The 24,189-nt window shown below is 57.5% G+C and carries 26 protein-coding genes; 13 read left to right on the forward strand and 13 right to left on the reverse strand.

Going from position 1 to position 24,189, the window contains the following annotated elements:
* Positions 1-41: 41 nt before the first annotated feature.
* Positions 42-1,139 carry a porin OmpC gene (ompC, locus tag JK621_RS05985; protein ID WP_212559024.1) on the reverse strand — a complete coding sequence of 366 codons (1,098 nt, stop codon included), beginning with the start codon at positions 1,137-1,139 and terminating at the stop codon, positions 42-44.
* Between the two features lie 415 nt (positions 1,140-1,554).
* Between ompC and JK621_RS05990 the strand changes: the two genes are divergently transcribed.
* The 3 genes from JK621_RS05990 (at position 1,555) to dinG (ending at position 4,535) form a co-directional block, all read left to right on the forward strand.
* Complete coding sequence (locus tag JK621_RS05990) at positions 1,555-1,872, forward strand: carboxymuconolactone decarboxylase family protein (protein ID WP_004942194.1); 318 nt, start codon at positions 1,555-1,557, stop codon at positions 1,870-1,872.
* A 4-nt stretch (positions 1,873-1,876) separates the two neighbouring features.
* Complete coding sequence (locus JK621_RS05995) at positions 1,877-2,269, forward strand: tautomerase family protein (protein WP_212559025.1); 393 nt, start codon at positions 1,877-1,879, stop codon at positions 2,267-2,269.
* A 67-nt stretch (positions 2,270-2,336) separates the two neighbouring features.
* On the forward strand, positions 2,337-4,535 hold the full coding sequence (dinG, locus tag JK621_RS06000; protein WP_212559026.1) for an ATP-dependent DNA helicase DinG: 2,199 nt from the start codon (positions 2,337-2,339) through the stop codon (positions 4,533-4,535).
* Here the strand turns inward: dinG and JK621_RS06005 are convergent, their stop codons facing one another.
* Complete coding sequence (locus JK621_RS06005) at positions 4,536-4,970, reverse strand: Lrp/AsnC family transcriptional regulator (RefSeq protein ID WP_013812106.1); 435 nt, start codon at positions 4,968-4,970, stop codon at positions 4,536-4,538. It abuts the gene before it with no gap.
* Between the two features lie 137 nt (positions 4,971-5,107).
* Between JK621_RS06005 and JK621_RS06010 the strand changes: the two genes are divergently transcribed.
* Complete coding sequence (locus JK621_RS06010) at positions 5,108-6,022, forward strand: DMT family transporter (protein WP_212559027.1); 915 nt, start codon at positions 5,108-5,110, stop codon at positions 6,020-6,022.
* A 150-nt stretch (positions 6,023-6,172) separates the two neighbouring features.
* The gene (locus JK621_RS06015) at positions 6,173-6,802 is read left to right on the forward strand and encodes a LysE family translocator (RefSeq protein WP_212559028.1); all 630 of its coding nucleotides are present in this window, start codon (positions 6,173-6,175) and stop codon (positions 6,800-6,802) included.
* Positions 6,803-6,804: 2 nt separating this feature from the next.
* On the opposite strand, the gene JK621_RS06020 is transcribed toward JK621_RS06015, so the two are convergent.
* The gene (locus JK621_RS06020; protein ID WP_212559029.1) at positions 6,805-7,641 is read right to left on the reverse strand and encodes a helix-turn-helix transcriptional regulator; all 837 of its coding nucleotides are present in this window, start codon (positions 7,639-7,641) and stop codon (positions 6,805-6,807) included.
* 98 nt (positions 7,642-7,739) lie between these two features.
* Between JK621_RS06020 and JK621_RS06025 the strand changes: the two genes are divergently transcribed.
* Genes JK621_RS06025 through JK621_RS06040 form a run of 4 tightly spaced genes read left to right on the forward strand, consistent with a single transcriptional unit; the run spans position 7,740 to position 12,760 of the window.
* Positions 7,740-9,161 carry an MFS transporter gene (locus tag JK621_RS06025; protein ID WP_212559030.1) on the forward strand — a complete coding sequence of 474 codons (1,422 nt, stop codon included), beginning with the start codon at positions 7,740-7,742 and terminating at the stop codon, positions 9,159-9,161.
* A 60-nt stretch (positions 9,162-9,221) separates the two neighbouring features.
* The gene (locus JK621_RS06030) at positions 9,222-9,854 is read left to right on the forward strand and encodes an FMN-binding negative transcriptional regulator (protein WP_212559031.1); all 633 of its coding nucleotides are present in this window, start codon (positions 9,222-9,224) and stop codon (positions 9,852-9,854) included.
* A 40-nt stretch (positions 9,855-9,894) separates the two neighbouring features.
* The gene (gene ybiB, locus JK621_RS06035; RefSeq protein WP_212559032.1) at positions 9,895-10,854 is read left to right on the forward strand and encodes a DNA-binding protein YbiB; all 960 of its coding nucleotides are present in this window, start codon (positions 9,895-9,897) and stop codon (positions 10,852-10,854) included.
* Between the two features lie 49 nt (positions 10,855-10,903).
* Positions 10,904-12,760 (forward strand): M3 family metallopeptidase, encoded by a 1,857-nt coding sequence (locus JK621_RS06040; protein ID WP_212559033.1) that lies wholly within the window; start codon positions 10,904-10,906, stop codon positions 12,758-12,760.
* A 65-nt stretch (positions 12,761-12,825) separates the two neighbouring features.
* Here JK621_RS06040 and bhsA read toward each other — a convergent pair whose 3' ends face one another.
* Both bhsA and JK621_RS06050 read right to left on the reverse strand, forming a co-directional pair.
* Positions 12,826-13,086 carry a multiple stress resistance protein BhsA gene (bhsA, locus tag JK621_RS06045; RefSeq protein ID WP_212559034.1) on the reverse strand — a complete coding sequence of 87 codons (261 nt, stop codon included), beginning with the start codon at positions 13,084-13,086 and terminating at the stop codon, positions 12,826-12,828.
* A gap of 164 nt (positions 13,087-13,250) precedes the next feature.
* On the reverse strand, positions 13,251-13,889 hold the full coding sequence (locus JK621_RS06050; RefSeq protein ID WP_212559035.1) for a flavin reductase family protein: 639 nt from the start codon (positions 13,887-13,889) through the stop codon (positions 13,251-13,253).
* Positions 13,890-14,009: 120 nt separating this feature from the next.
* Between JK621_RS06050 and rlmF the strand changes: the two genes are divergently transcribed.
* Positions 14,010-14,975 carry a 23S rRNA (adenine(1618)-N(6))-methyltransferase RlmF gene (rlmF, locus tag JK621_RS06055; RefSeq protein ID WP_212559036.1) on the forward strand — a complete coding sequence of 322 codons (966 nt, stop codon included), beginning with the start codon at positions 14,010-14,012 and terminating at the stop codon, positions 14,973-14,975.
* A 186-nt stretch (positions 14,976-15,161) separates the two neighbouring features.
* Here rlmF and glnQ read toward each other — a convergent pair whose 3' ends face one another.
* From glnQ to dps, 5 genes are all read right to left on the reverse strand, one after another.
* Entirely contained in the window at positions 15,162-15,884 is a 723-nt protein-coding gene (gene glnQ, locus JK621_RS06060; protein ID WP_006322077.1) for a glutamine ABC transporter ATP-binding protein GlnQ, read from the reverse strand.
* Positions 15,881-16,540, reverse strand: coding sequence for a glutamine ABC transporter permease GlnP (gene glnP / locus JK621_RS06065; protein WP_212559037.1), 660 nt, complete (start codon positions 16,538-16,540; stop codon positions 15,881-15,883). Before glnP ends, glnQ begins: the two co-directional genes overlap by 4 nt.
* Positions 16,541-16,645: 105 nt before the next feature.
* Positions 16,646-17,389, reverse strand: coding sequence for a glutamine ABC transporter substrate-binding protein GlnH (gene glnH / locus JK621_RS06070; protein ID WP_126481301.1), 744 nt, complete (start codon positions 17,387-17,389; stop codon positions 16,646-16,648).
* Positions 17,390-17,760: 371 nt separating this feature from the next.
* Positions 17,761-18,027: a DksA/TraR family C4-type zinc finger protein gene (locus JK621_RS06075; protein WP_212559038.1), complete on the reverse strand. Its 267-nt coding sequence runs from the start codon at positions 18,025-18,027 to the stop codon at positions 17,761-17,763.
* A gap of 188 nt (positions 18,028-18,215) precedes the next feature.
* Positions 18,216-18,719, reverse strand: a complete 504-nt coding sequence (dps, locus tag JK621_RS06080) for a DNA starvation/stationary phase protection protein Dps (RefSeq protein ID WP_212559039.1) — start codon at positions 18,717-18,719, stop codon at positions 18,216-18,218.
* Between the two features lie 394 nt (positions 18,720-19,113).
* Between dps and JK621_RS06085 the strand changes: the two genes are divergently transcribed.
* Positions 19,114-19,653 carry a shikimate kinase gene (locus tag JK621_RS06085; RefSeq protein WP_212559040.1) on the forward strand — a complete coding sequence of 180 codons (540 nt, stop codon included), beginning with the start codon at positions 19,114-19,116 and terminating at the stop codon, positions 19,651-19,653.
* Positions 19,654-19,752: 99 nt separating this feature from the next.
* Here JK621_RS06085 and rhtA read toward each other — a convergent pair whose 3' ends face one another.
* Positions 19,753-20,640, reverse strand: coding sequence for a threonine/homoserine exporter RhtA (gene rhtA / locus JK621_RS06090; RefSeq protein ID WP_212559041.1), 888 nt, complete (start codon positions 20,638-20,640; stop codon positions 19,753-19,755).
* Between the two features lie 399 nt (positions 20,641-21,039).
* Between rhtA and ompX the strand changes: the two genes are divergently transcribed.
* Positions 21,040-21,558, forward strand: coding sequence for an outer membrane protein OmpX (gene ompX / locus JK621_RS06095; RefSeq protein WP_126481313.1), 519 nt, complete (start codon positions 21,040-21,042; stop codon positions 21,556-21,558).
* 97 nt (positions 21,559-21,655) lie between these two features.
* On the opposite strand, the gene JK621_RS06100 is transcribed toward ompX, so the two are convergent.
* Entirely contained in the window at positions 21,656-22,639 is a 984-nt protein-coding gene (locus tag JK621_RS06100; protein ID WP_212559042.1) for a nitrilase family protein, read from the reverse strand.
* A 93-nt stretch (positions 22,640-22,732) separates the two neighbouring features.
* On the opposite strand from JK621_RS06100, the gene JK621_RS06105 reads away from it, so the two are divergent.
* Positions 22,733-23,608 carry a LysR family transcriptional regulator gene (locus JK621_RS06105; protein WP_212559043.1) on the forward strand — a complete coding sequence of 292 codons (876 nt, stop codon included), beginning with the start codon at positions 22,733-22,735 and terminating at the stop codon, positions 23,606-23,608.
* 9 nt (positions 23,609-23,617) lie between these two features.
* Here JK621_RS06105 and JK621_RS06110 read toward each other — a convergent pair whose 3' ends face one another.
* Entirely contained in the window at positions 23,618-24,148 is a 531-nt protein-coding gene (locus tag JK621_RS06110) for a GNAT family N-acetyltransferase (protein ID WP_212559044.1), read from the reverse strand.
* Positions 24,149-24,189 lie beyond the last annotated feature (41 nt).

Here is a 24,189-nt window from a genome sequence, read left to right on the forward strand (position 1 = left end):
GTAGCCGAAGCTAAAGATTGCAGTGGTGGTTATTCGTCACATCAGAACTGATAAGTCAGGGCAACGGCGACAACATCGTCGGTTTTCAGGCCCAGCTTATTGTTGTCGTCGAGTTGGTTGATTTTATAATCGATATAGGTCGACATGTTCTTGTTGAAGTAGTAGTAAGCGCCAACGTCAATATATTTCACCAGGTCGGCATCGCCGACGCCTTCAATATTTTTCCCTTTCGACTGAACATAACCCAGTGATGGGCGCAGGCCGAAGTCGAACAGATATTGCGCAACCAATTCTACGCCTTCCGCCTTGTTGGCAAAGCCGCTGACGGAGGTAGCGTTGTTATTGATGGTCGCGGTGCCGGAAATAGGCACGATGTTATGGCTCTGCGAATAAGTCGCGGCCAGGTAAACACTGTTGTTGTCGTATTTCAGACCGCCGGCCCAGATATCGGCTTTATCGCCTTTACCGAAGGTGCCTGCTTTTTGGCCTGCAGTACGGTTGGAAGAGGCATAGGCGCCGCCCAGGCTCAGACCGTCGATGATTTCGTAGCTGGAAGACAGGCCCCAACCGTCGCCGTTCGCCTTGCTGCCGGCACGGCCATCGTTTTCGTTTTTGCCCTGGTACTGTACCGCGAACTTCAGGCCGTCGACCAGGCCGAAGAAGTCGTTGTTACGGTAGGTTGCCACGCCGTTGGCGCGGCCGTTCATGAAGTTGTCGGTTTTGACGTAAGCGTCATCGCCGAACTCAGGCAGCATATCGGTCCAGGCGCCCACGTCATAAATAATGCCGTAGTTGCGGCCGTAGTCGAATGAGCCGAGATTTTTGTATTTCAGACCGGCGAAGCCCAGACGGGTCTTGGTGTCTTTCGCGCTGTCGGCTTCGGAATGGTTAGCTGAAATCTGATATTCCCACTGGCCGTAGCCGGTCAGCATATCGTTAATTTGAGTCGCGCCTTTAAAACCGATACGCACGTAGGTTTTATCGCCATCATTACCGGTATCGTCAGAGAAATAATGCAGTGCTTTTACACGACCGTAAAAATCGAGCTTGTTACCGTCTTTATTGTAGATTTCTGCTGCCTGTGCTGTCTGCGCAATTAAAAGTGCCGGAATAATAACGGCCAGAAGATTACGTTTCATGATTTACCCTGCTTTATTCGATTGAAAGACGCTTATCATCAGTTGTACTGCTGTTTCACTGTGCCGCCTGTTTGTTTGCGGCGAGGAATTTTTACCTCAGTTATGTGATCTATTTATGACAAAATATTCATTTCCATATCGAACGATTAAAAAAGTTGTGAAAAGTGTGAATTTCTTCCCCGGACGAGTGTCGTGACGGATCGGCAGCTGGCGATACGGTTCCTGATTTCAGCCGGAGTCATGTGTGAGACTTATAGATTGCTGGATACCCGCGTAACCTATCCGCAAGGTTTGCCGGCTGACTCTGGGGGAATAACCATCCTGTTTTTGTGAATCATGGGTGTAAAAAATCCCGATTTTCACCTGCCATGATGGCGAGTAGCTTAAGGCTATCCGTTAACAGCAGGAGAAAACGATGCAACCTTCCCAACAGGCCGGCCAACAGGCATTCGGCGATATTGCCCCCAAGCTGGCGCAGCTCAGCGACAGCGTATTATTCGACGACGTGTGGCAGCGGCCGGAGCTTGGCCCGCGCGAACGCAGCCTGATTACCGTCGCCGCGCTGGTGGCGCTGAACCGCGTAGAGCAACTGCCGTTTCATTTGCAACTGGCGCAACGCAACGGCGTAAGCCGCGAGCAGCTTGCCGAATTGATCACCCATCTGGCGTTCTATGCCGGCTGGCCGGCGGCGGCTAGCGCCGTGGCACGCCTGCGTGAATTGGAACAGGAGTAACGTTATGCCCTTCAGCCGTATTGCCTTGCATCAGGGAAAATCAGCGGAGTATCTGCAAACCCTGTCCGACAGCCTGCATCAGGCGCTGGTCGAAACCTTCAACGTGCCGCCGGCCGACAAGTTTCAGGCCATCGATCAATACCGCCCCGGCGAGTTGATATACGACCGCGACTACCTGGGCGGGCCGCGTTCGGCGGATTATGTGCTGTTTTACATCACCATCGGCCGCCCGCGCGACACCGCCACCAAACAGCGTTTTTATCAACGGCTGGCGTCACTGCTGGGAGAAAACCTGCAACTGCGTCCGGAAGATGTGATGATCGTCATCACCACCACTCAACGGGATGAGTGGTCGTTCAGTGCGGGCCGTGCCTCAATGATTGAAAACCAGCCCTAACTCGGGCTGACTCGGCCGGCGGTCTGTGGGACAATAGCGCCATCATTTCGTTTAGATATAGAGTTGAATGGCGCTCTCCCCCGCAGTAAAAGATCAGATTGGCCAGTGGTACAAAGCCCTGCAGCAACAAATACCGGATTTTATTTCCCGTGCGCCGCAACGGCAGATGATTGCCGAAGTCGCCAGGACGCTGGCCGGCGATTACCCGCGCCACCTGGCGATTGAGGCGCCGACCGGCGTCGGCAAAACGCTGTCGTATTTGATCCCGGGGATCGCCGTCGGCCGTGCGGAGAGCAAGCCGCTGGTGGTCAGCACCGCCAACGTGGCGCTGCAGGATCAGATCTACAGCAAAGACTTGCCGTTGCTGAAAAAGATCATCCCCGATCTGAAATTCACCGGTGCCTTTGGCCGTGGGCGCTATGTGTGCCCGCGCAATCTGGCGGCGCTGAGCACCGACGTCAGCGAGCAGGGTGACCTTACGCTGTTTCTCGATGACGAACTGGCGCCGTCCAGCGGCGAAGAGCAGGCGCTGTGCCAAAAGTTGACCAAGGCGCTCAGCCGCCATGAGTGGGACGGGCTGCGCGACCATTATCAGCTGTCGATCGACGATCCGCTGTGGGGCAAACTGAGCACCGACAAAGCCAACTGTCTGGGGCGCAACTGCCATTACATCCGCGAATGCCCGTTTTATATCGCCCGCAAAGAGATTGAAACCGCCGACGTGGTGGTGGCCAACCATGCGTTGGTGATGGCGGCGCTGGAAACCGAATCGGTGCTGCCGAACCCGAAAGAGCTGCTGCTGGTGCTGGACGAAGGCCATCATTTGCCGGAGGTGGCGCGCGACGCGCTGGAGATTGACGGCGAAATCACCGCGCTGTCGACCAATCTTCAGCTGGATATGATCGTGCGCCACGTCGAACAGTGCATGACGCAATACCGGCCGAAAAACCCGCCGGGGCTGGCAAACGACGAACGGCTGAAAAACCACTGCGAAGAGTTGCGTGAACTGATCCAGATCTTTGAACATCAGGTCAGCGCCTATCTGCCCACCGACAACGCTCCCGCCGAACACCGGTTTGAAATGGGCGAGCTGCCGGCGGAGATGGTGGAAACCAGCGCAAGGTTGTTTAAGCTGACCGACGCCTTGCGCGGGGTGGCGGAGTTCATCTTGAACGATCTCACCGAACAGACCGGCAAGCACGACGTCGTGCGCCTGCACCGTTCGATCATTCAGATGAGCCGCACGCTAGGCTACCTGGAGGCGATGAGCAAACTGTGGCGGCTGGCGGCGCTGGACAAATCCTCCAACGCGCCGATCTCCAAATGGGTCACGCGCGAGCTGCGCGATAACGTGACGCACCTGTATCTGCACTGCGTTGGCATTCGCGTCAGCGATCAGCTGGAAAAGTTGCTGTGGCGCAAAGTGCCGCACGTGGTGATCACCTCGGCGACGCTGCGTTCGCTCAACAGCTTTGCGCGTCTGCAGGAAATGAGCGGGCTGAGCGAAAAAGCCGGTGACCGCTTCGAAACCCTGTCTTCGCCGTTCAATCACGTTGAACAGGGCAAAATTGTCATTCCGAACATGCGCTTTGAACCGGCGATAGCCAACGAAGCCGAGCATCTGGAAGAAATGGCGCGTTTCTTCCGCGCCGAGCAGGCCGGCGGCAAACACAAGGGCATGCTGATCCTGTTCAGCAGCCACCGGGCGATGCAAACCTTCCTCAGCTACGTTACCGATCTGCGCCTGATGCTGCTGGTGCAGGGGGATCAGCCGCGCTACCGGATGGTGGAGGAACACCGCAAACGGGTTGAAAAGGGCACGGCCAGCGTGTTGATTGGCTTGCAGTCGTTTGCCGAAGGGCTGGATCTGAAAGGCGAACTGCTGACCCAGGTGCATATCCACAAAATCTCGTTCCCGCCGATCGACAGCCCGGTGATCCTCACCGAGGGCGAATGGCTAAAATCGCTCAAACGTTATCCGTTTGAAGTGCAGAGCCTGCCCAGCGCCTCGTTCAACCTGATCCAACAGGTCGGCCGGTTGATTCGCAGCAATGAGTGCCACGGCGAGATCGTGATTTACGATCGCCGTCTGTTGACCAAAAGCTACGGCTCGCGGCTGCTGGCGGCGTTGCCGGTGTTTCCGATTGAGCAGCGCGAGGTGCCGGAAGCGGACAAGGCCCACAAGGCCGCGCTCAAGTCTGCCGCTGAAGCGGAGAAAAAAGACAAAAAGCGCAAGAACCCGTTTATCCGCCGACGCACGCGTTAATCACAGCAGCGGCGGCAGGCGGCGCTTCACCGGCGTGGTTTTGACGATCGAGGTGTTGCTCTGCGCCCGCTCGGCCAGCTTGTCGAGGATATGGTCGAGCTGCTCCATCGAATGCGCCACCAGGCGCACGATAAAGCAGTCTTCGCCGGTCACCTTGTCGCACTCGATCACTTCGGGGATCTCCTGAATCATCTGCTCGACCTTCTTCAGCATGCCCGGCAGCGGCTTGATGCGCACCAGCGACTGAAACGCGTAACCCAACGCCTGCAGATTGACGTTCAGGGTGTAGCCCTGGATCACGCCGCTTTCCTCCAGCCGCCGCAGCCGCTCCGAGGTGCTGGGCGACGACAGCCCGGCCCTGGCGCTCAGGGTTTTTAGCGACGCTCGCGCGTCCTCCGCCAGAATGGTCAGGATCTGGCGATCGATATCATCCATAAGTTCTCCGTTAGGTATTTTGTTTATTACGCCTGCGATAAAAAGGCAGTTAAGCATATTGACCTTTTTTATGCGATGGAAACCTGTGTGGAAAAACCTCAAGCTAACTGCATCGGTTTAACCTTGAGGAAATAATCATGAACGCAGAGATAAAGCGCGGTTCGCTGGAGATGATCGCCGCGATGCTGATTTCCGGCACCATTGGCTGGTTTGTACTGATGTCCGGCCAGCCGGTGATTAATGTGGTGTTCTGGCGCTGCGCGGTGGGCGCGCTGGTGCTGTTGGCGATCTGCGCGGCGTTGGGCCAGCTGCGGCGCGATTGCCTGACGCGCGCCACTGTGTTGCTGGCGATTGCCGGCGGCGTGGCGCTGGTGATCAACTGGCTGCTGCTGTTCGCCGCCTACTCTTATGCGTCTATATCCATTGCCACCGCGGTGTACAACACCCAACCCTTTATGCTGGTGACGCTGGGGGCGCTGTTCCTCGGCGAAAAACTGACCGCCCGCAAGCTGCTGTGGCTGGCGCTGGCGTTTGTCGGCATGATGCTGGTGGTGCTGGCTCAGCCCAAACAGGCGGGCGATCAGAGCCACTACCTGATGGGCATTCTGTTGTCGCTCGGTGCGGCGTTTTTCTATGCGCTGATGGCCCTGGCGGCCAAACGGCTGAAAGGCACGCCGCCACATCTGATCGCACTGATTCAGGTGACGGTCGGCGTGGTGATGCTGTTGCCGCTGGTGGATTTCCACGCGCCGGCGACTGTCGGGCAATGGGGTATGCTGGCCACGCTGGGCGTGCTGCATACCGGGTTGATGTACGTGCTGCTGTATGGCGCGATCCAAAAACTGCCAACCAACCTGATCGGATCGCTGTCGTTTATTTATCCGATTGCCGCCGTGCTGGTGGACCGGTTGGCGTTCGGCCATCGGCTGGTCGCGCCGCAGCTGGCCGGCGCCGCCATTATCCTGTTGGCGGCGGCGGGCATGAATCTGCTGGGAGAGCGCAAGGTGAAATTAGCGGCTACGCCAGGCGGCAAGCAGGCATCCGAACGGTGACAATGTCAGTAACGACAGCATCACCGGCCAGTGCCGAATGCGATCGGGGCTTCCTGCCCAACGCTCCGCGGCAATGATTTGGCGCTGGTAAAAGCCGATGGCGTGGCTATGATAAAGCTTCGCTCCCGCCACGTTCCGCTCAGGTGATTTATGGTTGATGCTTCCACGCTTTTATTGTTTTCCGGCGCCTGTCTGGCGCTAGCGCTAACGCCAGGCCCGGATATGCTGCTAATCGCTTCGCGCAGCGTCAGCCAGGGGCGCCGCGCCGGTTTCGCGTCACTGGCGGGGATCCAGCTCGGCACTTACTGCCACGCGTTGGCGGCGGCGTTGGGCCTGTCGCAGCTGTTCGTCGCGGTGCCGCTGGCTTATGATGCGGTGAGAATATTGGGTGCGGCATACTTGCTGTATCTGGCGTGGAAAACGCTGCGATCAGGCAGCAGTTTACAGGCATCGGCCGGATTGGCGGCTGTGCCGGCAGCGCGAATTTTCCGCCAGGGGCTGTTCACCAACATACTCAATCCGAAAATGGCGCTGTTCGTTCTGGCGCTGTTCCCGCAGTTTCTCGATCCGCATGCCGGTTCGGTGGTGGTGCAGATGCTGCTGCTGGCGACGGTACTGAATCTGGTGGGGCTGCTGATTAACGGCGGGGTGATCCTGGCGGTCAGCAGCATGAAAAGCCGTTTTGTCGGCCGCCGCTTCAGCGCGCGTTGGCCGAACTATCTGCTCAGCGGCGTGTTCGCTGGGTTGGCCTGCAAGCTGCTTTTTGACAGCCGCAAATAGCCTCACGCCTGCAACAACGCCTCAAACGCCGCGCTGGCCGGGCATTGCGCCAGCGCGCTGTACATCACCAGCCGCAAATGATTTTCCTCATCGACGATAAACGACGCGTGCTCAAAGGTCACCTGTCCGGCCCCCGGCACGTTGAAGGTGCGTTGCCCCTGGCAACGGCCGTGAATGTCATGCTGTTGCCATAGCTGCCGGAACTGCGGCGATACCTGCTCCAGCGCCTGTATCCGTTGCTGCATGGTGGCGTCATCTGGTGCGCGGGCATAGTCGCGGCGAAAGCTGGCGAGGATTTGCGGCGCCTGTGCCTGCCACTCCACCAGCCGTTGGTTGAGTTGCGGATCGGCGAACAGCATCCACAGCATGTTGCGCTGTTCCGCCGGGCGCTCGGCGATGGCGAACAGCCTTTCCGCTGCCGGATTCCAGGCGATGATGTCCCAACTCAGGTTCATCACGTAAGCCGGGCGCAACTGCAGGTCGTCCAGCAGGCGGCGTACCAGCGGTGAAACCTGGCACCACTGATGGCCGACCGGCACCGGCGGGCGCTGATGCGCCAGCAAAAACAGATGGTAACGCCCGGTCGCATCCAGTTTTAACACCCGCGCCAGATTCTCCAGAAAATCCGCCGAGACGTTGATTTCCCGCCCTTGTTCCAGCCAGGTGTACCAAGTGAGACCCACGCCCGCCAGCGCCGCAACCTCTTCGCGCCGCAGCCCCGGCGTGCGGCGTCGGTTACCGCTCGGCAAGCCGACAGCCTGCGGCGACAGTTTCTCGCGCTTCTGACGCAGAAAGTCCGCCAGATCCTGACGGGTTCGGTTGAGGGTGCGTGGCGGCATACGGCAGTCCTGTTGTTCTCAGTAATAGTATAAATGGCTATATAGTAACAGTTTAAGACATGTTCCATACTGCCGCCATCGTAATCTCGGGAGGTGTTATGGAGCAGACATTATCTTGCGGCGATCGGGGCTTGCCTGGGTTGCCGGTGTTGCTGTTGGGCGGATTCGTGACGGTGTTTGACCTGTTTGTCGTGAACGTGGCGGTGCCGGTTGTCCAGCAGCAGTTCGCAGCCGATTTTGCCGGCGTGGGGCTGATTATCGCCGGTTATGAGCTGGCTTTCGGTGTGTTGTTGATAGCCGGCGGGCGTTTGGGCGATCGCTTTGGCCGTCGCCGGCTGTTCAGCCTTGGCATGTTGGGTTTCTCCCTGACTTCGGCGCTGTGCGGCATGGCGACGTCGCTCGGCGTGCTGATCGCGGCGCGTTTTCTGCAAGGGGCGGCGGCGGCGCTGTTGTTCCCGCAGATCTATGCGCTGTTGCGCGTATTGTACGGCCCGCAACAGCGGCGGCGCGCCTTTGCCTGGCTGGGCATGACGCTGGGGCTGGCGGCGATTTTCGGCCAGATCCTCGGCGGGTTCATTATTGAGGCCGATATTCTCGGCAGCGGCTGGCGCATGATTTTCCTGATCAACCTGCCGATTGGCGCGCTGGCCTTGCTGGCGGCGCGGCGTATCCCCGAATCGCGCCTCGAGCAGGCGCAGCGGCTGGATGGCGTTGGTCTGTTGCTGGCCGCTGCGGGGTTGTTGCTGCTGTTGGTGCCGTTGCTGGAAGGGCCGTCGCGCGGCTGGCCCTGGTGGGTGTGGCCGGCGCTGGCATTGGCGGCGCTGGTACTCTGGGTGTTTGTGCGTTGGGAGCGGCGGTTGGCGCTGCACAGCGGAGACGCGGTGCTCGATCCTGCGCTGTTCCGGCAGGGAAGCTTTGGCCCCGGGGTCGCGGTGGTGCTGGCGATTTACTCTACCGCCTCCTCGTTCTTCCTGTGTTTTGCGCTGCTGTTGCAGGCGGGGATTGGCCTGACGCCGTTTCAGGCGGGCAGCCTGTTCGCGCCCGCCAGCCTGGCCTTTATGCTGGCTTCGTTTCTTGCGCCAACGCTGGCGCAGCGCTGGGGTAACGGCGTCTTGGCCGGCGGCGTAGCGGTCTACGCTGCCGGGATGACGTTGCTGGTGGCGCAGGTGCTGTGGGGAACGGCGCTGGCGAATCCGCTCCGACTGTTGCCGGGGTTGGTGATCCTGGGCTTTGGTCAGGCATTGAGTATGACGCCGTTGCTTAACCTGGTGCTCGGGCTGGCAAAGGAGCATCAGGCCGGCATGGCCGCCGGGGTGATTTCCACCGTACAGCAGGTGGGCGGCGCGCTGGGCATTGCCGCCAGCGGCGCGTTTTTTGTCCCGCTGTTGGCCGCGGGCGGCGGAGCGGATCGCTATGGGCAGGCATTTGCCGGCGCCATGATCTACAACCTGTCGGCGATGGCGGTGGCCTTTGTGTTGCTGAGGTGGATCATCCAACAACAGCGTAAACTGGCTCTTTAGCAAACCGCCGGCGGGTGTTATTGCTGATGGCTTCTACCCGATGTCAAAGGAGCCAAACGTATGTATCAACCCGTTTCATTCCGTGAAGATGAGCTGGAAACGCAAATTGCGCTGGTGCGCGCCAACCCGCTGGGCATGTTGATCAGCCAGGGTGAGCAAGGGCTGGTGGCGGATCCGCTGCCGTTTTTGATTGATGCCGACGCGCAGGGAAACATCTTTTTGCGGGCGCACCTGTCGCGCGCCAATCGTCACTGGCAAGGGTTACAGAAGGTGCAGGAGTGTCTGGTGGTATTTCAGGGGACAGACGGTTATATCTCGCCGGGCTGGTACGAAACCAAACGCCAGACCGGCAAGGCGGTGCCGACCTGGAATTACAGCCTGGTGCAGCTATACGGCGTACCGACGGTAACCGAAGATGCCGGCTGGTTGCGCCGGCAACTGGAAGGGTTAACGGCATTGCAGGAAGGCCGGCAGCCTGAACCCTGGCGGCTTGACGATGCCCCGGCGAACTATATCGCCGCGCAGATCAAGGGCATTGTCGGTATCGAAATCGCGGTGACCCGGCGGGAGGGCAAATGGAAGATGAGCCAGAACCGCAGCCCTGATGATGTCGACGGCGTGATCGCCGGGCTGCGCGCCGGTAACGCCGACCAGCAGCGGTTGGCGGATGAGGTTGAGCGGCTGCGTGGATAGGGTATGCTAATCCCAGACTGAATCAGGGGGCGTACAGGCGATGGATTACACCAAAATTATCAAAGAAATAGGTCGTGGCAAGAACCACGCGCGCGATCTGGACCGGGAAACCGCTTTTCAGCTTTATCAAAAGATGCTGGCCGATGAGGTGGGTGAGCTGGAGTTGGGCGGCATTTTGATCGCCATGCGCATTAAAGGGGAAGCCGAAGAGGAAATGCTGGGCTTTTACCAGGCGATGCAACAGCAGGTGATGCGCCTGCAGGCGCCGCAGGGGCGACCGATGCCGGTGGTGCTGCCCAGTTATAATGGCGCGCGTAAACAGGCTAACCTGACGCCACTGTTGGCGTTGTTGCTGACGCGCGTCGGGCTGCCGGTGGTGGTGCACGGCGTGCTGGATGACAGCACCCGCGTCACCAGCGCGGAAACCTTCCGTGCGCTGGGCCTGCCTTGGTCGCAAGACGCCGCTCATGCCCAGCAACGTCTGGACAACGGCGAAACGGTGTTTATCCCGGTCAGCGCCTTGTCCGCCCCGCTGGACAGGCAGCTTGGCCTGCGCTGGCGCATGGGGGTGCGTAACAGCGCCCATACGCTGGCCAAACTGGCGACGCCCTTTGCCGAGCAGGATGTGCTGCGCCTCGCCAGCGTGTCGCATCCGGAATATGTCGGCCGCGTGGCATCGTTCTTTCGCCAGATTGGCGCCCGTGGGCTGCTGATGCACGGCACCGAAGGGGAAGCCTACGCCAACCCGCAGCGCTGCCCGCAGATCCATTACATCGTCAACGGTGAGCAGCGGGTGCTGCTGGAGCGGCCGGCGCAGGACGAGACGCCGGAGTTGCCGGCGGCGAAGGATGCCGAAACCACCGCGCGCTGGACCGAAAGTTGCCTGGCGGGAGAAGTAGCCATTCCGCTGGCGATCCAACGCCAGATTGCCTGCTGTCTGCTGGCCGCCGGTGAAGTCGACAGCCTGGAGCAAGGATTGGCGCGTTTACGCAGCGCGTAAATCCCTTGGCTATACTGGAACATCACGCATATTGGCCGAAAGGATGGTTATGCAACAGGCTCTCGATTACTTCAATCAATTGAATCAGGACTACCTCGACGTTCACCGCACCAAAGAAGATCTGTTCTGGCAGAATTATATGGGCACGGGCGGTGAGGAGATTTCGGCTCGCTTCTCGGCGGCGGAAAGCGCCTACAAGCGTTTTATCGGCGAACCGCGTCGGTTGGCTGAAATTCGCCGGCTGCTGGCCGGGCTGGAGATCCTGCCGCAGGATGCGCAGCGAGACGCGCTGCAACATGGGCTGAACGGTTGGCTGCGTTTCTTCGACTGCAACGCGATTGAAGATGCGCAGGCGCAGACGTTGCTGGATCAGATCATCAGCGCCGAGGCGGACCTTTATACCCGGCGCAAGGCCAATCCGGTCAGCCACCTGAATGCCGCCGGGCAGCGGGTGAATGCTTCGCTCGGCGAGCTGTTGACCAATCAGGCTACCAATGAAAACGAAGACTACCGCCGCAGCTCGCAAGACGCGCTGCGCGAGCTGGAACAGTGGCTGCTGCACAACGGCCTGCCGGAACTGATAAGCCTGCGCAACCGCTTTGCGCGCCAGATGGGTTTTCGCAACTATTTCGACTACAAGGTGAACAAAACCGAGCGCATGACGCCGGAACAGCTGTTCGCCATCCTCGATCGTTTCGAGCTGCAGACCCGGGAGGCCAATTCACGCAGCTTGCAACAGCTGGCGGCGGAGAAGGGCGCGCAGGCGCTGGAACCCTGGAACCTGCGTTTTGCGAGCGCCGGTGACGTGACTCGCCAGTTGGATCCCTATTTCCCGTTTGCTCAGTCGCTGGAACGTTGGATCAACAGTTTCAAACGGCTGCACATCGGTTTTCGCGGCGCGCAGATGGATCTCGATCTGCTGGTGCGTGCAGGCAAGTATGAAAACGGCTTTATGCACGGGCCGGTGCCGCCGTTTATCCAGCAGGGCAAATGGCTGCCTGCGCGAATTAACTTTACCAGCCTGGCGCAGCCGGATCAGGTAGGCAGCGGCGCTCATGGCCTGAACACCCTGTTCCACGAGGGCGGGCACGCCGCGCACTTTGCCAATATTTGCCAGAACGCGCCCTGTTTCTCGCAGGAGTTTCCGCCGACGTCAATGGCCTATGCCGAAACCCAGTCGATGTTCTGCGACAGCCTGCTGGACGATGCCGATTGGCTGAAACGCTATGCGAAGAACGCCGCCGGCGAGCCGGTGCCGGATGCGCTGATTGAGGCCAGTATCGCCGCACGCCAACCGATGCGCGCGTTCAACGAACGTCATATCTTGCTGGTGCCTTACTTTGAATGGGCGCTGTACCAGTGGGAGGATGAGCAACGCACGCCGGAGGCGATTACCGCGCTGGCGCGCGAGGTAGAAAGCAAAATACTGGGGATTAGCGGCAGCCCGCGGCCGACGCTGGCGATCCCGCATCTGTTGTCGCTGGAGTCGGCCTGCTCTTATCAGGGCTATCTGCTGGCGTTGATGGCGGTTGAGCAGACGCGCCAATTCTTCCTGCGGCGCGACGGTTATCTGACCGACAATCCGGCGATTGGCCCGGATCTGGCGCGCCACTATTGGCTACCGGGCAACGGCGTCAGCCACGACGATACGCTGCGCAGCCTGACCGGCGAAGGTTTTAACCCGGACTACCTGGCGCAGGCCTGTAACCAGACGATAGCGCAGGCATGGCAGGAGGCGCGGCAGACCATTGCCGATGCTGCCGCCCGGCCACAGCCGGCGGCAGATTTCGACCTGGCGGCGCATATCCGGGTGGTGGATGGCGATAAGGTGCTGGCGGATAATGCCGGGGGGGACGAGCGGATGTGCCGTGATTTCGCTGCGGCGATTAACGCCCGTCTGGCCTGACAAGCCATTGAAAAAAGCCCGCCGATAGCGCGTATCGGCGGGCTTTTTTTATCTGAAACAAATGATTAGTTGTAAATGACCGCAGTGGCATGCATCAGGTTATTGCCGCTGGCAGAGGTAATGGTAAAGGCTTTGGCGCCGGCCGCATCGGCTTTGGCTGCCAACTGAGCTTTCAGGCTGCTCAGGTCGGTAGCGCCGCTGGCGGTGATCACGCCGGCTTTTTCGAACTGGGCGGCATCTTGTACGCTGACGTGTTCAGCGGCAAAAGAAGTGAAAGATACGGTAGCTAGAGCGATAGCAGCAGCAAAAGTTTTGATGTTTTTCATGAGGGTCATTCCTGTCAATTTTGTAAGGGGGAAAGGGGTTTTCCTTTCGATGGAGTGATTATTACGCAGTGACAGGCAGGATGAAATCGGAGGGTGTTGATGATCTTTTTCAGAATTTTTGATCATTAATTCCCCCGCTCTCCCGAGGGATTGCGAGGGCTTGTTCAGCGCTTCAGGGCATCCGGGCGCAGCAGATCGAAACGGTGCTGTTCCGAAATGCCATAGTAGGCACTCGGCCCGCCGGCGCGCAGGATAGGTTCGGCTGCGGCGGTTTGATAAACGCCATGCTCGTCCAGCAACGCGGGGTCGATATGCACCGCGACCACTTCACCCAGCACCAGCCAGGTGTCCACCTTCTCGCCGGTGGCGCTTTGCAACTGAATGCACTGCGTCAGGCGGCATTCGAAGTTAACCGGGCTTTCCGCAACGCGCTCGGCCTTCACTCGCCGGCCGGGCAGCGGCGTCACGCCGGCAAAGGCAAATTCATCTTCGCCGCGCGCCAGGCTGGCGGAACTGTTGTTCATGGCCTCGGCGAGCGGGCGTGTCGCCAGGTTCCAGACAAACTCTCCGGTTTCCACGATATTCGCCACGCTGTCTTTCCAGCCGGTGCTGGCGAAGCCGATGATGGGCGGGCGGTAGTTGAAACAGTTAAAGAAGCTGTAAGGCGCCAAATTGCGCTGGCCGTTGGCGCCGACCGAGGAGATCCAACCGATAGGGCGGGGGCCGACGATGGCGTTCAGCGGATCGTGCGGCAGACCGTGGCCTGCGGCGGGTTCATAGTAATAACGAGACTCACTGCTCATAAACGACCTGGTGTGGATAAACCGAGCTTTTATTTTGACGGGTTTCTCGTCGGCTGCAAGTTTGACGTCGCTTTATGGTATCTTACGCGCCAGAAATGCCTTTAAAGAGAGCCCGTCACGGTGGAAAAAAAGAAAACCTTCCCGCAGCAGAAAAGCGGTCTGCACCCGCGTAACCGTCATCGCTCACGCTATGATTTTCCGGCGCTGATCGCCAGTTGCCCGGCTCTGGAGCCGTTCGTCAAGCCGAACGCCTGGGGCGATATCTCGGTAGACTTTGCCGATCCTGCGGCGGTTAAAATGCTCAACCGTGCGTTGCTGCAACATTTTTATGGTATCGAACACTGGGATATTCCCGCCGACTACCTTTGCCCGCCGATCCCTGGGCGAGCCGATTACCTGCACCATCTTGCGGACCTGCTGGCCACCAGCAACGGTGGCGAGATCCCGCGCGGTAAAGGCGTGGCTATTCTCGACGTGGGCATCGGCGCCAACTGCATTTATCCGATCGTCGGCCTGCGCGAGTACGGTTGGCGCTTCACCGGTTCGGAGATCGACCCGGTATCGCTCAATTCGGCCAAGATGATCGTAGAGATGAACCCGACACTGAGAAACAGCGTGCGCCTGCGTTTGCAAAAACAGCCGGAGTTTATCCTTAACGGCATTATCGGCGCGGCGGAGAAGTTTGACGCCACGCTGTGTAACCCGCCGTTCCACGGTTCAGAACAGGAAGCGCGCGCCAGCACCCGCCTTAAACTGCACAAACTGGGCAAAGGCGAAGTGGCCGATAAGCCGATACAGAACTTCGGCGGCAAGAATAACGAACTCTGGTGTGAAGGCGGCGAAGAAGCCTTCGTACGCAAGATGGTTGAGGAGAGCGTCGGCAAGGCACGGAACTGCCTGTGGTTTACCTCGCTTATCTCCAAAAATGCCACTCTGCCAAGCATTTACCATGCGCTGAAGCTGGCGGGCGCGGTGGAAGTGCGCACCATCGAGATGGCGCAGGGGCAAAAAATCAGTCGTTTCGTTGCCTGGACCTTCCATGACGCCGAGCAGCAGGCTGCCTGGGCGGCGGAACGCTGGCGTTGATTCCTCAGGCGCTGGTCAGCTAACCAGCGCCAATAAAACTTCGCATTTTCCTTTCAACTCTACTGCCGCCGCTTGTGTGTCCCGCAGGGGATCAATTACGCCAAGCGGCGATGTATTGATCGCTTGCTAAGAAAAAATCGTTGGAAACGGCGGGCGCAGAATGCGCCCGCCGCTGAGCAGGATAAATCAGGAAACGTGCTGCAGGAATTCTTGCAGGCGCGGGCTTGGCGGCGAGTTGATCAGATCGTGCGGGTTGCCGTCTTCGGCTATACGGCCCTTGTCGATGAAGATCAGACGCGACGCCACTTTTTCGGCAAAGCCGACTTCGTGTGTCACGATCACCATGGTCATGCCTTCTTCGGCCAAATCTTGCATAACCTTCAGCACTTCGTGACGAAGTTCCGGGTCAAGCGCCGAAGTGGGTTCATCGAACAGCATCATTTTCGGTTTTACCGCCAGCGCACGGGCGATAGCCACGCGCTGCTGTTGGCCGCCGGACAGTTCGGAAGGGTAGTGATGCGCGCGTTCCGCCAGGCCCACTTTGGCCAACAGTTCCCGCGCCAGTTTTTCCGCTTCCGACTTTTTCAGACCGCGTACGCGGATCGGGCCAAAGGCGACGTTTTCCAGCGCCGTCAAGTGCGGGAACAGGTAAAACTGTTGGAATACCATGCCGGCTTCCTGACGGATCAGGCGATCGTCAACCTTGGGATCGTTGGCTTTCAGACCATCGACGAACAGATCGCCGCTGGTGATCTCTTCGAGTTTGTTGATGCAGCGCAGCAGCGTGGATTTGCCGGAGCCGGAAGGCCCGATAATCACTACGACTTCACCCTGGTTGATTTTCAGGTCGATATTGTGCAGCACCTGGGTTTGGCCAAAATGCTTGGAGACGTTTTTAAATTCAATCACAGGATTTTCATCCTTCTTTCCAGACGACGCAGAACGAAGCTCAGCACCAGGGTGATAATCAGATAGATAACCGCCACGGCGCTCCAGATTTCCAGCGCACGGAAGTTACCGGCAATAATTTCCTGGCCCTGACGGGTCAGTTCCGCTACGCCGATCACGATGAACAGCGACGTGTCTTTGATGCTGATGATCCACTGGTTACCCAGCGGCGGCAGCATGCGGCGCAGCGCCAGCGGCATAATGACGTAACGGATGGTTTCACGGCGCGACAGACCCAATGCCAGGCCCGCTTCACGGAATCCGTTGTGGATCGACAACACCGCGCCGCGGGTAATTTCCGCAATGTAGGCGCCGGAGTTGATCATGATGGTGACCACCGCCGCGCTGAACGGATCTATACGCAAATCGCTGAACGCCATTGGCAGGGCGAAGTAAATAAACATCACCTGCACCACGATTGGCGTACCGCGGATCACTTCGATGAACGCCAGGGCGATATGGTTGGCAATCCAACCGCCGTAGGTACGGGCAAAGCCGGCGACAAGGCCGATAATCAGGCCGCCAGTCAGACCGAGGATCGAAATCCACAGGGTCATTTTGGCGCCTTCTAACAGAATGGGGATGGCGGGCCAGATGGCGCTCCAGTCGAACTGCATGGTGTTTTCTCCCGATGATCCCAACGCTGGGAATCAGATACAACAAAGCGCAGGGGCTAAGGCACAACCCCTGTGCTCAAGTTAAACAATGGCTGGCTTCAGCCGTTATTTAGGCTCGGTACCGAACCATTTTTTGTAGATTTCGTTGTAGGTGCCGTTGTCGCGCAGCGTTTTCAACGCGCCGTTCACCTTCACGCGCAGCTCGTCACTGCCTTTCGGGAAGGCGATGCCGTATTGCTGAGCTTCCAGTGATTCGCCGACGGTTTTGAACTTGCCTGCGCCTGCGGTTTTAATGAAGTACAGGATGTTTGGTGTGTCGTGCAGTACCGCATCGGCGCGCTTGGTACCCAGTTCCATATAAGCGTTATCGATGTTCGGGAACTGACGCAGATCTTTGGTTTTGATGTTCTGCTTGGCGTAATCCACCGAGCCGGTGCCGCTCTTCACCGCCACCACTTTACCGTCCAGATCCTTCACGCTTTTCACGCTGTTGTCGTTGGCATTAACCATAACCAACAGGCCGCTTTTGTAATAACCGTCGGAGAACTCGATGGCTTTTTTACGTTCTTCGGTGATGGTGATGCCCGCCAGCGCCAAATCGATGTTTTTGGTTTGCAGCGCCGGGATAATACCGCTGAAATCCATAGGTTTCAGGGTGTAATCCAGTTTCAGTTCTTTAGCGATCGCGGCCCACAGGTCGATATCGAAGCCAACGTATTTGTCGCCTTGTTTGAATTCAAAAGGAACGAATGCGGTATCGGTTGCGACGACCAGTTTATCTGCTGCGTGAGAGCTTACGGCAAAAGCCAGCGAAAGTGCGGCCAGGGAGACTTTGAAAATTGACTTCATATGAGGAATTTCCTGTACAGGTTGCGGATTACCCATTTTTTATATTGCAGTTGGTGCCATGAAAAAATCGTGCCATGTTTGCAACTACTATAAAAACAAAGAGTTGTGATGCGATGTTGTGCCGCAAAGGCGTATTATTATTTTTATGCACCAAATTGAGGCCCCAAAATGGTGCTTTGGGTTTCGTGCTGGTGCATCGGCCTATCATTAACCAAATAATGGGGGTGAAACAACCGATAGTTAACAGTTTCGCTTCAATATTGATAACTAACTCTAACTTTTATGATTCACGATTGTTGCATATGGTGCAGGAGTGTTCGATAAGTACAGAAAATGGTTTCAGAAGCCGGCGCTCTTGATTGGCCGCTACCTTAGCGCAACTGGCTGTCTTTGCTTCCGCGCCGGTTATATAAGCCGCCGTCGGCCTGTTTTTTGTCCTGTTCGGCTTGGCAGGCCAGACAATAGCGGACGCCTTTTAACGCCTGGCGGCGCGCCAGAGGGATCTCTTCGCCGCATTCCTGACAATAACGTTCGCTTTCACCTTGACCCAGTGCATGTCGTGCACGTTGCACAGCGTCATCAACGGTGGAGTCGATTTGATCCTGTACGGCGCCATCCGCCGCCCATCCGTTTGCCATGGTGACCTCGCTTCGGTGTCTTCGCCGCATTCCTCTGCAGATAACGCCACCGGTCGCTCTCTGATTAAACCTACTATGGGCGTTTTTTTGAGCAATTCAAGCGGCACAAAAAGAAAAACAGGCCGGGAAAAAGCCCGCAGCCTGTTTAAACCCCGCGATGCGGGGTGGGGGATAGCCCTTACCCGGGGTTATTCAATATTGGATTCGATAAACCACAGGAATTTGTCCAGATCGCGTGATGCCGCAGTGAACATATCGGCAGTGTCTTCATCTTCCACTTCGGAGATGGCTTTGCGGATGTCGTTCGCCACTGCGCCATAGCGATCCGCCAAGGCTTTCAGATGTTCTTGCACGCTGTGGATGTTGGTTGGGTAGCTTTTCAGAGGGGTTTTATCGTTTACCACCTGCACGGTACCCAGCGCCACGCCGCCCAACTGCACTACGCGCTCGGCGAAGGTATCCTGATGATCGATGATCGCGGTGCGGAACCCGTCCAGCATTTCATGGACGGCAATAAAGTTGGCGCCGCGCATATTCCAGTGTGCCTGTTTGGTGATCAACGACAGGTCAATAAACTGCACGACCTGATGGTTCAGGGCCTTGATCGCGGCCAGTTTCGTTTTTTCGTCCATGTCATTACGGGTGTAAAGCAGATCAGAAGATTTCGTTTTCACCAGTTTAGCGGTACTCATATCAGATATCCTCTTTTTGGGTCGTTGTCCTATTTTGGTCACGGAGGTAATTATAGCAGCCATATTCGTTCTTGCAGCACAAAAAATGGCTATTGGATAAATAGGTCATAACGAATGGAAAATGGGAATTAAAAGTGAAAATACTATTTTCCTACCTTTTGTTTTTATAATTAATTGAATTATATGGTTTTTGTTTTGATTGGGAAGTGTGAGGAGAACAAGGGGGATAATTGATGTGTGAGGGCGATTAGCGTTAGGGTTTTTATTTTCAATAAGAGTGTGTTTTTAACGGTTAATTATTTTTCCAGCACGTTAATTGACTGTCAATTCAGGTTGATAGCTTGATAACATCTGGTTAAAATAATTTCTCCTCATTATTTATCGCTATAATCCTATGAAAATTAACGTAGTGGGAACCAGCGGCAGTGGCAAAAGCACGGTGGCGCGTCAGTTGGCAGAGAAATTTGCCGTTCCTTATATCGAACTGGATACGCTGTTTTGGCGGCGGGACTGGCAAGGCACGCCGGATGACGAGTTTTTGGCCCGTCTCGCACAGGTATTGGGCGATGCGGACAGCGGCTGGGTGCTGGACGGCAATTATACCCGAACCAAATCGCTCAAATGGCGTGAGGTCGATTGGGTCGTGTGGGTGGACTACGGGTTCTGCCGCACGTTGTTTCAGGCTGTGCGCCGTGCAGCCATGCGCGCCTGGACCCGCACTGAATTGTGGCCCGACACCGGGAATCGCGAGAGTTTTCGCCGCTCTTTTTTCAGCCGCGATTCGATAATTCTGTGGACTCTCAAAACCTACCGTAAAAACCGGACCGGTTACCTCGACGATATGAATGATGCCCGGTATGGACACATCCGTTTTATTCGGCTGCGTTCACCCAGGCAGACCCTGAGGTTTATTCGTTCTTTGCCCCAAGGGTAATCGGTTACGGCAGCAGGCTGTAATGCAATGCGCGTTCACCCCCGCTTTCTCGATAACCCCCGGCATTGCGCTTCTGACAAATGTGGGCGTCTCCGATTTTCAGGACAGTTTTTCGATTTGCGGTTTGGATTTGATGGTCAGAGTCGAGCCCATCGATGCCGTGATAATCGCCGCCAGAGCCAGCCATTGCGCGACTGTCAGGTGCTCATTAAGGAACAGCATGCCGGAAAGCGCCGCCATTGCCGGCTCCAGGCTCATCAGCGTGCCGAAGGTGCGCGCCGGGATTTTGGGCAGCGCGATGATCTCCAGCGAATAAGGCAGTGCGGTGGAGAGGATCGCGACCGCCAGCGCCGTGGGCAGAATATCGACATTCAGCAATACGCTACCGGCTTGCCAGGCCCCAATCGGGCAGAATACCAAAGCGGCTATCAGCGAACCGACCGCCACCGTGCCCGGCCCGTGATCGCCGCCGGCCTTCTGGCCAAAAATAATATAGACCGCCCAGCAGGCGCCTGCGCCAAGCGCACAAGCTGCGCCAAACGGGTCGATGCTGCCCATATCATGGCCAAGTGGCAACAGGAACCACAACCCGACCAACGCCAGCGCTACCCATAAAAAGTCGATCGCGCGGCGTGAGGAAAACATGGCGACCGCCAGCGGCCCGGTGAACTCCAGCGCCACGGCGATACCGAGCGGCAGGGTGCGCAGCGAAAGGTAAAACAGGTAATTCATGGCGCCCAACGCCAGGCCATAGACCAGCAGCGGCAGGCGGCTGCCGGCGGCGAAACGCATGCGCCATGGGCGGAAGATAATAAACAGAATCAAGGTGCCGATGCTGAGGCGCAGGGTAGTGATCCCTTCCGCGCCGACCAGCGGAAACAGGCTTTTGGCCAGCGAGGCGCCGCCCTGGATCGATACCATGGCGATGACCAGCAAACAGATGGGGAGCAGCGCGGAAGGCGCTTTAGCGGGTGTAGACGCAGACATCCTTATGAGCCTTTTGTTCGCCTTCCACAGCCTTGGGAAGACAGTCGAAATCCGGATGAGGGCAGTGTAAATGAAATGGGGCAAATGTGTCTGCGAAAAGCGTACAAAACGATAAAAGCTGCCACCTTCCTGCACCAAACAAGCAGATGTGGTCAAAAAATGCGCATTTATTTCGGAATTGTCTGGATATTAAATAGGTGATTGTTGTCACACAAACGAGTAGAATGCGGCTCGAAAATAGAGCGAAAAGAAGCAGATACACTGTTCTTGAAATCTTATGTTACACGATATAAAGCGTTAGACACTCATTTTAAGGCAGAGTTTCACGCTAATTTTTGCTATATTTTCAATGCATGAACAAATGGATTTACTTAAAAATATAACGCGTTTGAGGTGGTTATGAAAAAAATTGCATGTCTTTCCGCAGTAGCAGCCTGTGTATTAGCAGTAACCGCAGGTACCGCATTCGCTGGTCAGAGCACCGTATCCGCTGGCTATGCGCAGGGTGACTTCCAAGGCGTTGCCAACAAAGCCGACGGTTTCAACCTGAAGTACCGTTACGAGTTCGACAACAGCCCACTGGGCGTGATCGGTTCCTTTACCCATCTGGAAAAGAACGGTTCTCAAGACGGTTACTACGGTAAAGCGCAGTACAACTCTATCACTGCCGGTCCAGCTTACCGTTTCAACGACTGGGCAAGCATCTACGGTGTAGTTGGTGTTGGCTACGGCAAAAACATCGATAATGCACAAGATGGCACCGATCGTAACGGCAACAGCGACTACGGCTTCACTTACGGCGCTGGTCTGCAGTTCAACCCAATCCAGGAAGTTGCTCTGGACGTAGGTTACGAGCAGAGCCGCATCCGCAGTGTTGACGTTGGCACCTGGATGGTTGGCGTAGGCTACCGTTTCTAAGATTTCTCCATGCCTGCGGGCGTGAGCGTACGGCGCAGTTGGCCGTACCGGATAAAAATCCGCCTTCGGGCGGATTTTTTTTGCCTGAAATTCGGCGCTATTTACCCAGTTTTTGCGTCGGTTGCGACGAGAAGCGGGCGCTCCGGGCATCGCGCTCGTAACCCTGCGGTTCCGTAAGGATGTCATATAACGCCGGCCGACGACCCTGGATCCAGCGGCGCCCGGTGCTGAGCGGGATCAGCGACAGATCGAGATCGGCGATCACCATGTTATCTTCTGCCGCCCAGGTCTCCGCCAGAATACGGCCATAGGGATCAAGGATCATCGCGTTGCCTGTGCGCACTTCGTCGTCATCGCGACCCACGCCGTTGCTGAACAGAATAAACAGGCCGTTGTCATGTGCGCGCGCCGGTAACCAGCGCATCAGCCAGCCACGGCCATGTTCGCCCCGAAAGGCTTCTTCTATCGCCGCCGGATGGTCTTTGCGCTGCTGCCATAGCGCCAGCGGGATCGGTTTCATGCCGTGTGGGCTGCGCGAGTGGGTGCCACCTGTCTGGTGCGGTGCCAGCAGCACGTCCGCTCCCAGCAGGGTGGTAGCGCGTACGTTTTCCACCAAGTTATTGTCCCAGCAAATCAGAACGCCCATCCGCACCCCCCAGGGAGTATCGAACACGGTAAAGCTGTCGCCGCTGGCTATCGCCTCATGTTCAAAGGCGTGCAGTTTGCGGTGGACGTGAAGGGCGCCGTCGGGCAGGCATACGGCGTAGGCGTTGTAATAGTTGCCATCCTCGCCCAACTCGATCAACCCGACGCCGATTGCCATATTATAGCGTTCCGCCAACGGACGAATGCGCGCCAGCGAAGGGCTGTCGGCGATAGGTTCCGCCAGCGCGCCAATTTCGCCGGCGCTGAGGTGCCTTACGTGCCAGTAGCCGGTAATGCACATTTCCGGAAAGGTTAATACCTGGATCTGTTCGGCGGCGGCGCGGGCGATAAAGCCCTCCATCACCGACAGGTTGTAGTTTTTATCATTGGCGCGATGCTGAAATTGCACCGTCGCGGCGCGCAGAGAGGTTGTCATAAGGTTACCTTTGGCTGTTATCTTGCGTTGATTACAGCAGGCATATTGATTACTGTATAATCAATTAAATTCCTGAATCGATAACCTGGTGGAATGGATATAAAACAACTGCGCGCCTTCGTGGTGCTGGTCGAACAGGGTAATTATCGCCTGGCCGCGGAGCGGCTGTGCATCACTCAGCCGGCGTTGAGCAAACAGATACAGGCGCTGGAAACACTGCTGGGGACCCGGCTGTTTAACCGTGGCCGTCAGGGCGCTCAGCTTACCGCCAGCGGGCAGCGGTTGTATCCCGAAGCCCAGGCGTTGGTCGATCGGCATCTGCAGTTTCAGCAGCACGCTCTGCGGGTGGTGCAAGGGGCTGCGGGGCGGCTGGCGCTCGGGTTTGGCCTGTCCAGCTTCCATTTGGCGCCGCAGTTGGTCGCCGCCTTCCGCCAACGTTTTCCCGCGGTTGCCGTGGGGTTGGAGGATTTGCCTTCGGAGCGGCAATATCAGCTGTTATTGCAGGGCGAATTGCAGGTGGGGTTCGTGCGGTTACCGGTCAGTGCGCCGTTGCGGGCCACGGCATTGCTGAGCGATCGGCTGGTATTGGCGGCGCCATCGGCGCTGGCGCTGCGAGCGGAAACCCTGATGGCGCGATTTAACTCGTTGCCGCTGTTGCAACTGACGCCAAAACGCGGGCGCGGTCTGAGCGATCAGTCGTTGCGCTTTATTGCCGCGCATCAATTGACGCCGAATGTGGTGCAGCAGGCCGGCGACATCCAGACGCTGCTGGCGTTGGTCGCCGCGGGCATTGGCGTGGCGCTGTTGCCGCACAGCGTCACCCATATTGTGCCGACGGGCATCGATATCTTGCCGTTAAGCGGTGAGGCGACCGAATGGCAGGTGGGCATTGCCTGGAACCCGCAGCAACCCGACGCGTTGCGGGATAATTTTATTCAGGTTGCGCTGGCGACGGTGCAGGTGCCTTAAAGCCCTCGTTCATAAGGAGCAGTGCATCACCACAATCGGCTTCTGGTGGTATTCACTGCGGTGACTTTCGCTAAAACCGACTTTTCTCGCCAATGCCAGCGAAGGCTGGTTCTCCGGCGAGATAATGCATACCGCCTTATCGCTGGGTAAGTGCTCTTTCCCCCAGGCCAACGCCGCCCGCAACGCTTCGGTGGCATACCCTTTGCCTTGAGCCGCCGTAACCAGCGTCCAGCCCATCTCCGGGGCGTCGAGCGCCGGGGTAATAGTGCGCTGGAAGTCGGAAAAACCGATGCCGCCAAGATAAGCGCCGCTGATTTTATCGCGTACCGCCCAGTAGCCATAACCTAATAGCGCCCAGTGGCCGACGTAACGCATCAGGCGGCCCCAGGAGTCTTCACCATCCCTTGGGGTGCCGCCGATATAGCGCACCACCTCGGGATCGGCCCACATGGCGGCCAGCGATTCAAAGTCGTCAAGTGTATGCGCATCCAGGCGTAAACGTTCGGTCAGCAGCGGTGGGGCGGTGGTGATAAGCGGCATTGTTTTTTCCTGCACAGAACCAAAAGCGGTCTGTGCAGTAT

It is taken from the genome of Serratia plymuthica (assembly GCF_018336935.1).
GTDB lineage: Bacteria > Pseudomonadota > Gammaproteobacteria > Enterobacterales > Enterobacteriaceae > Serratia > Serratia plymuthica_B.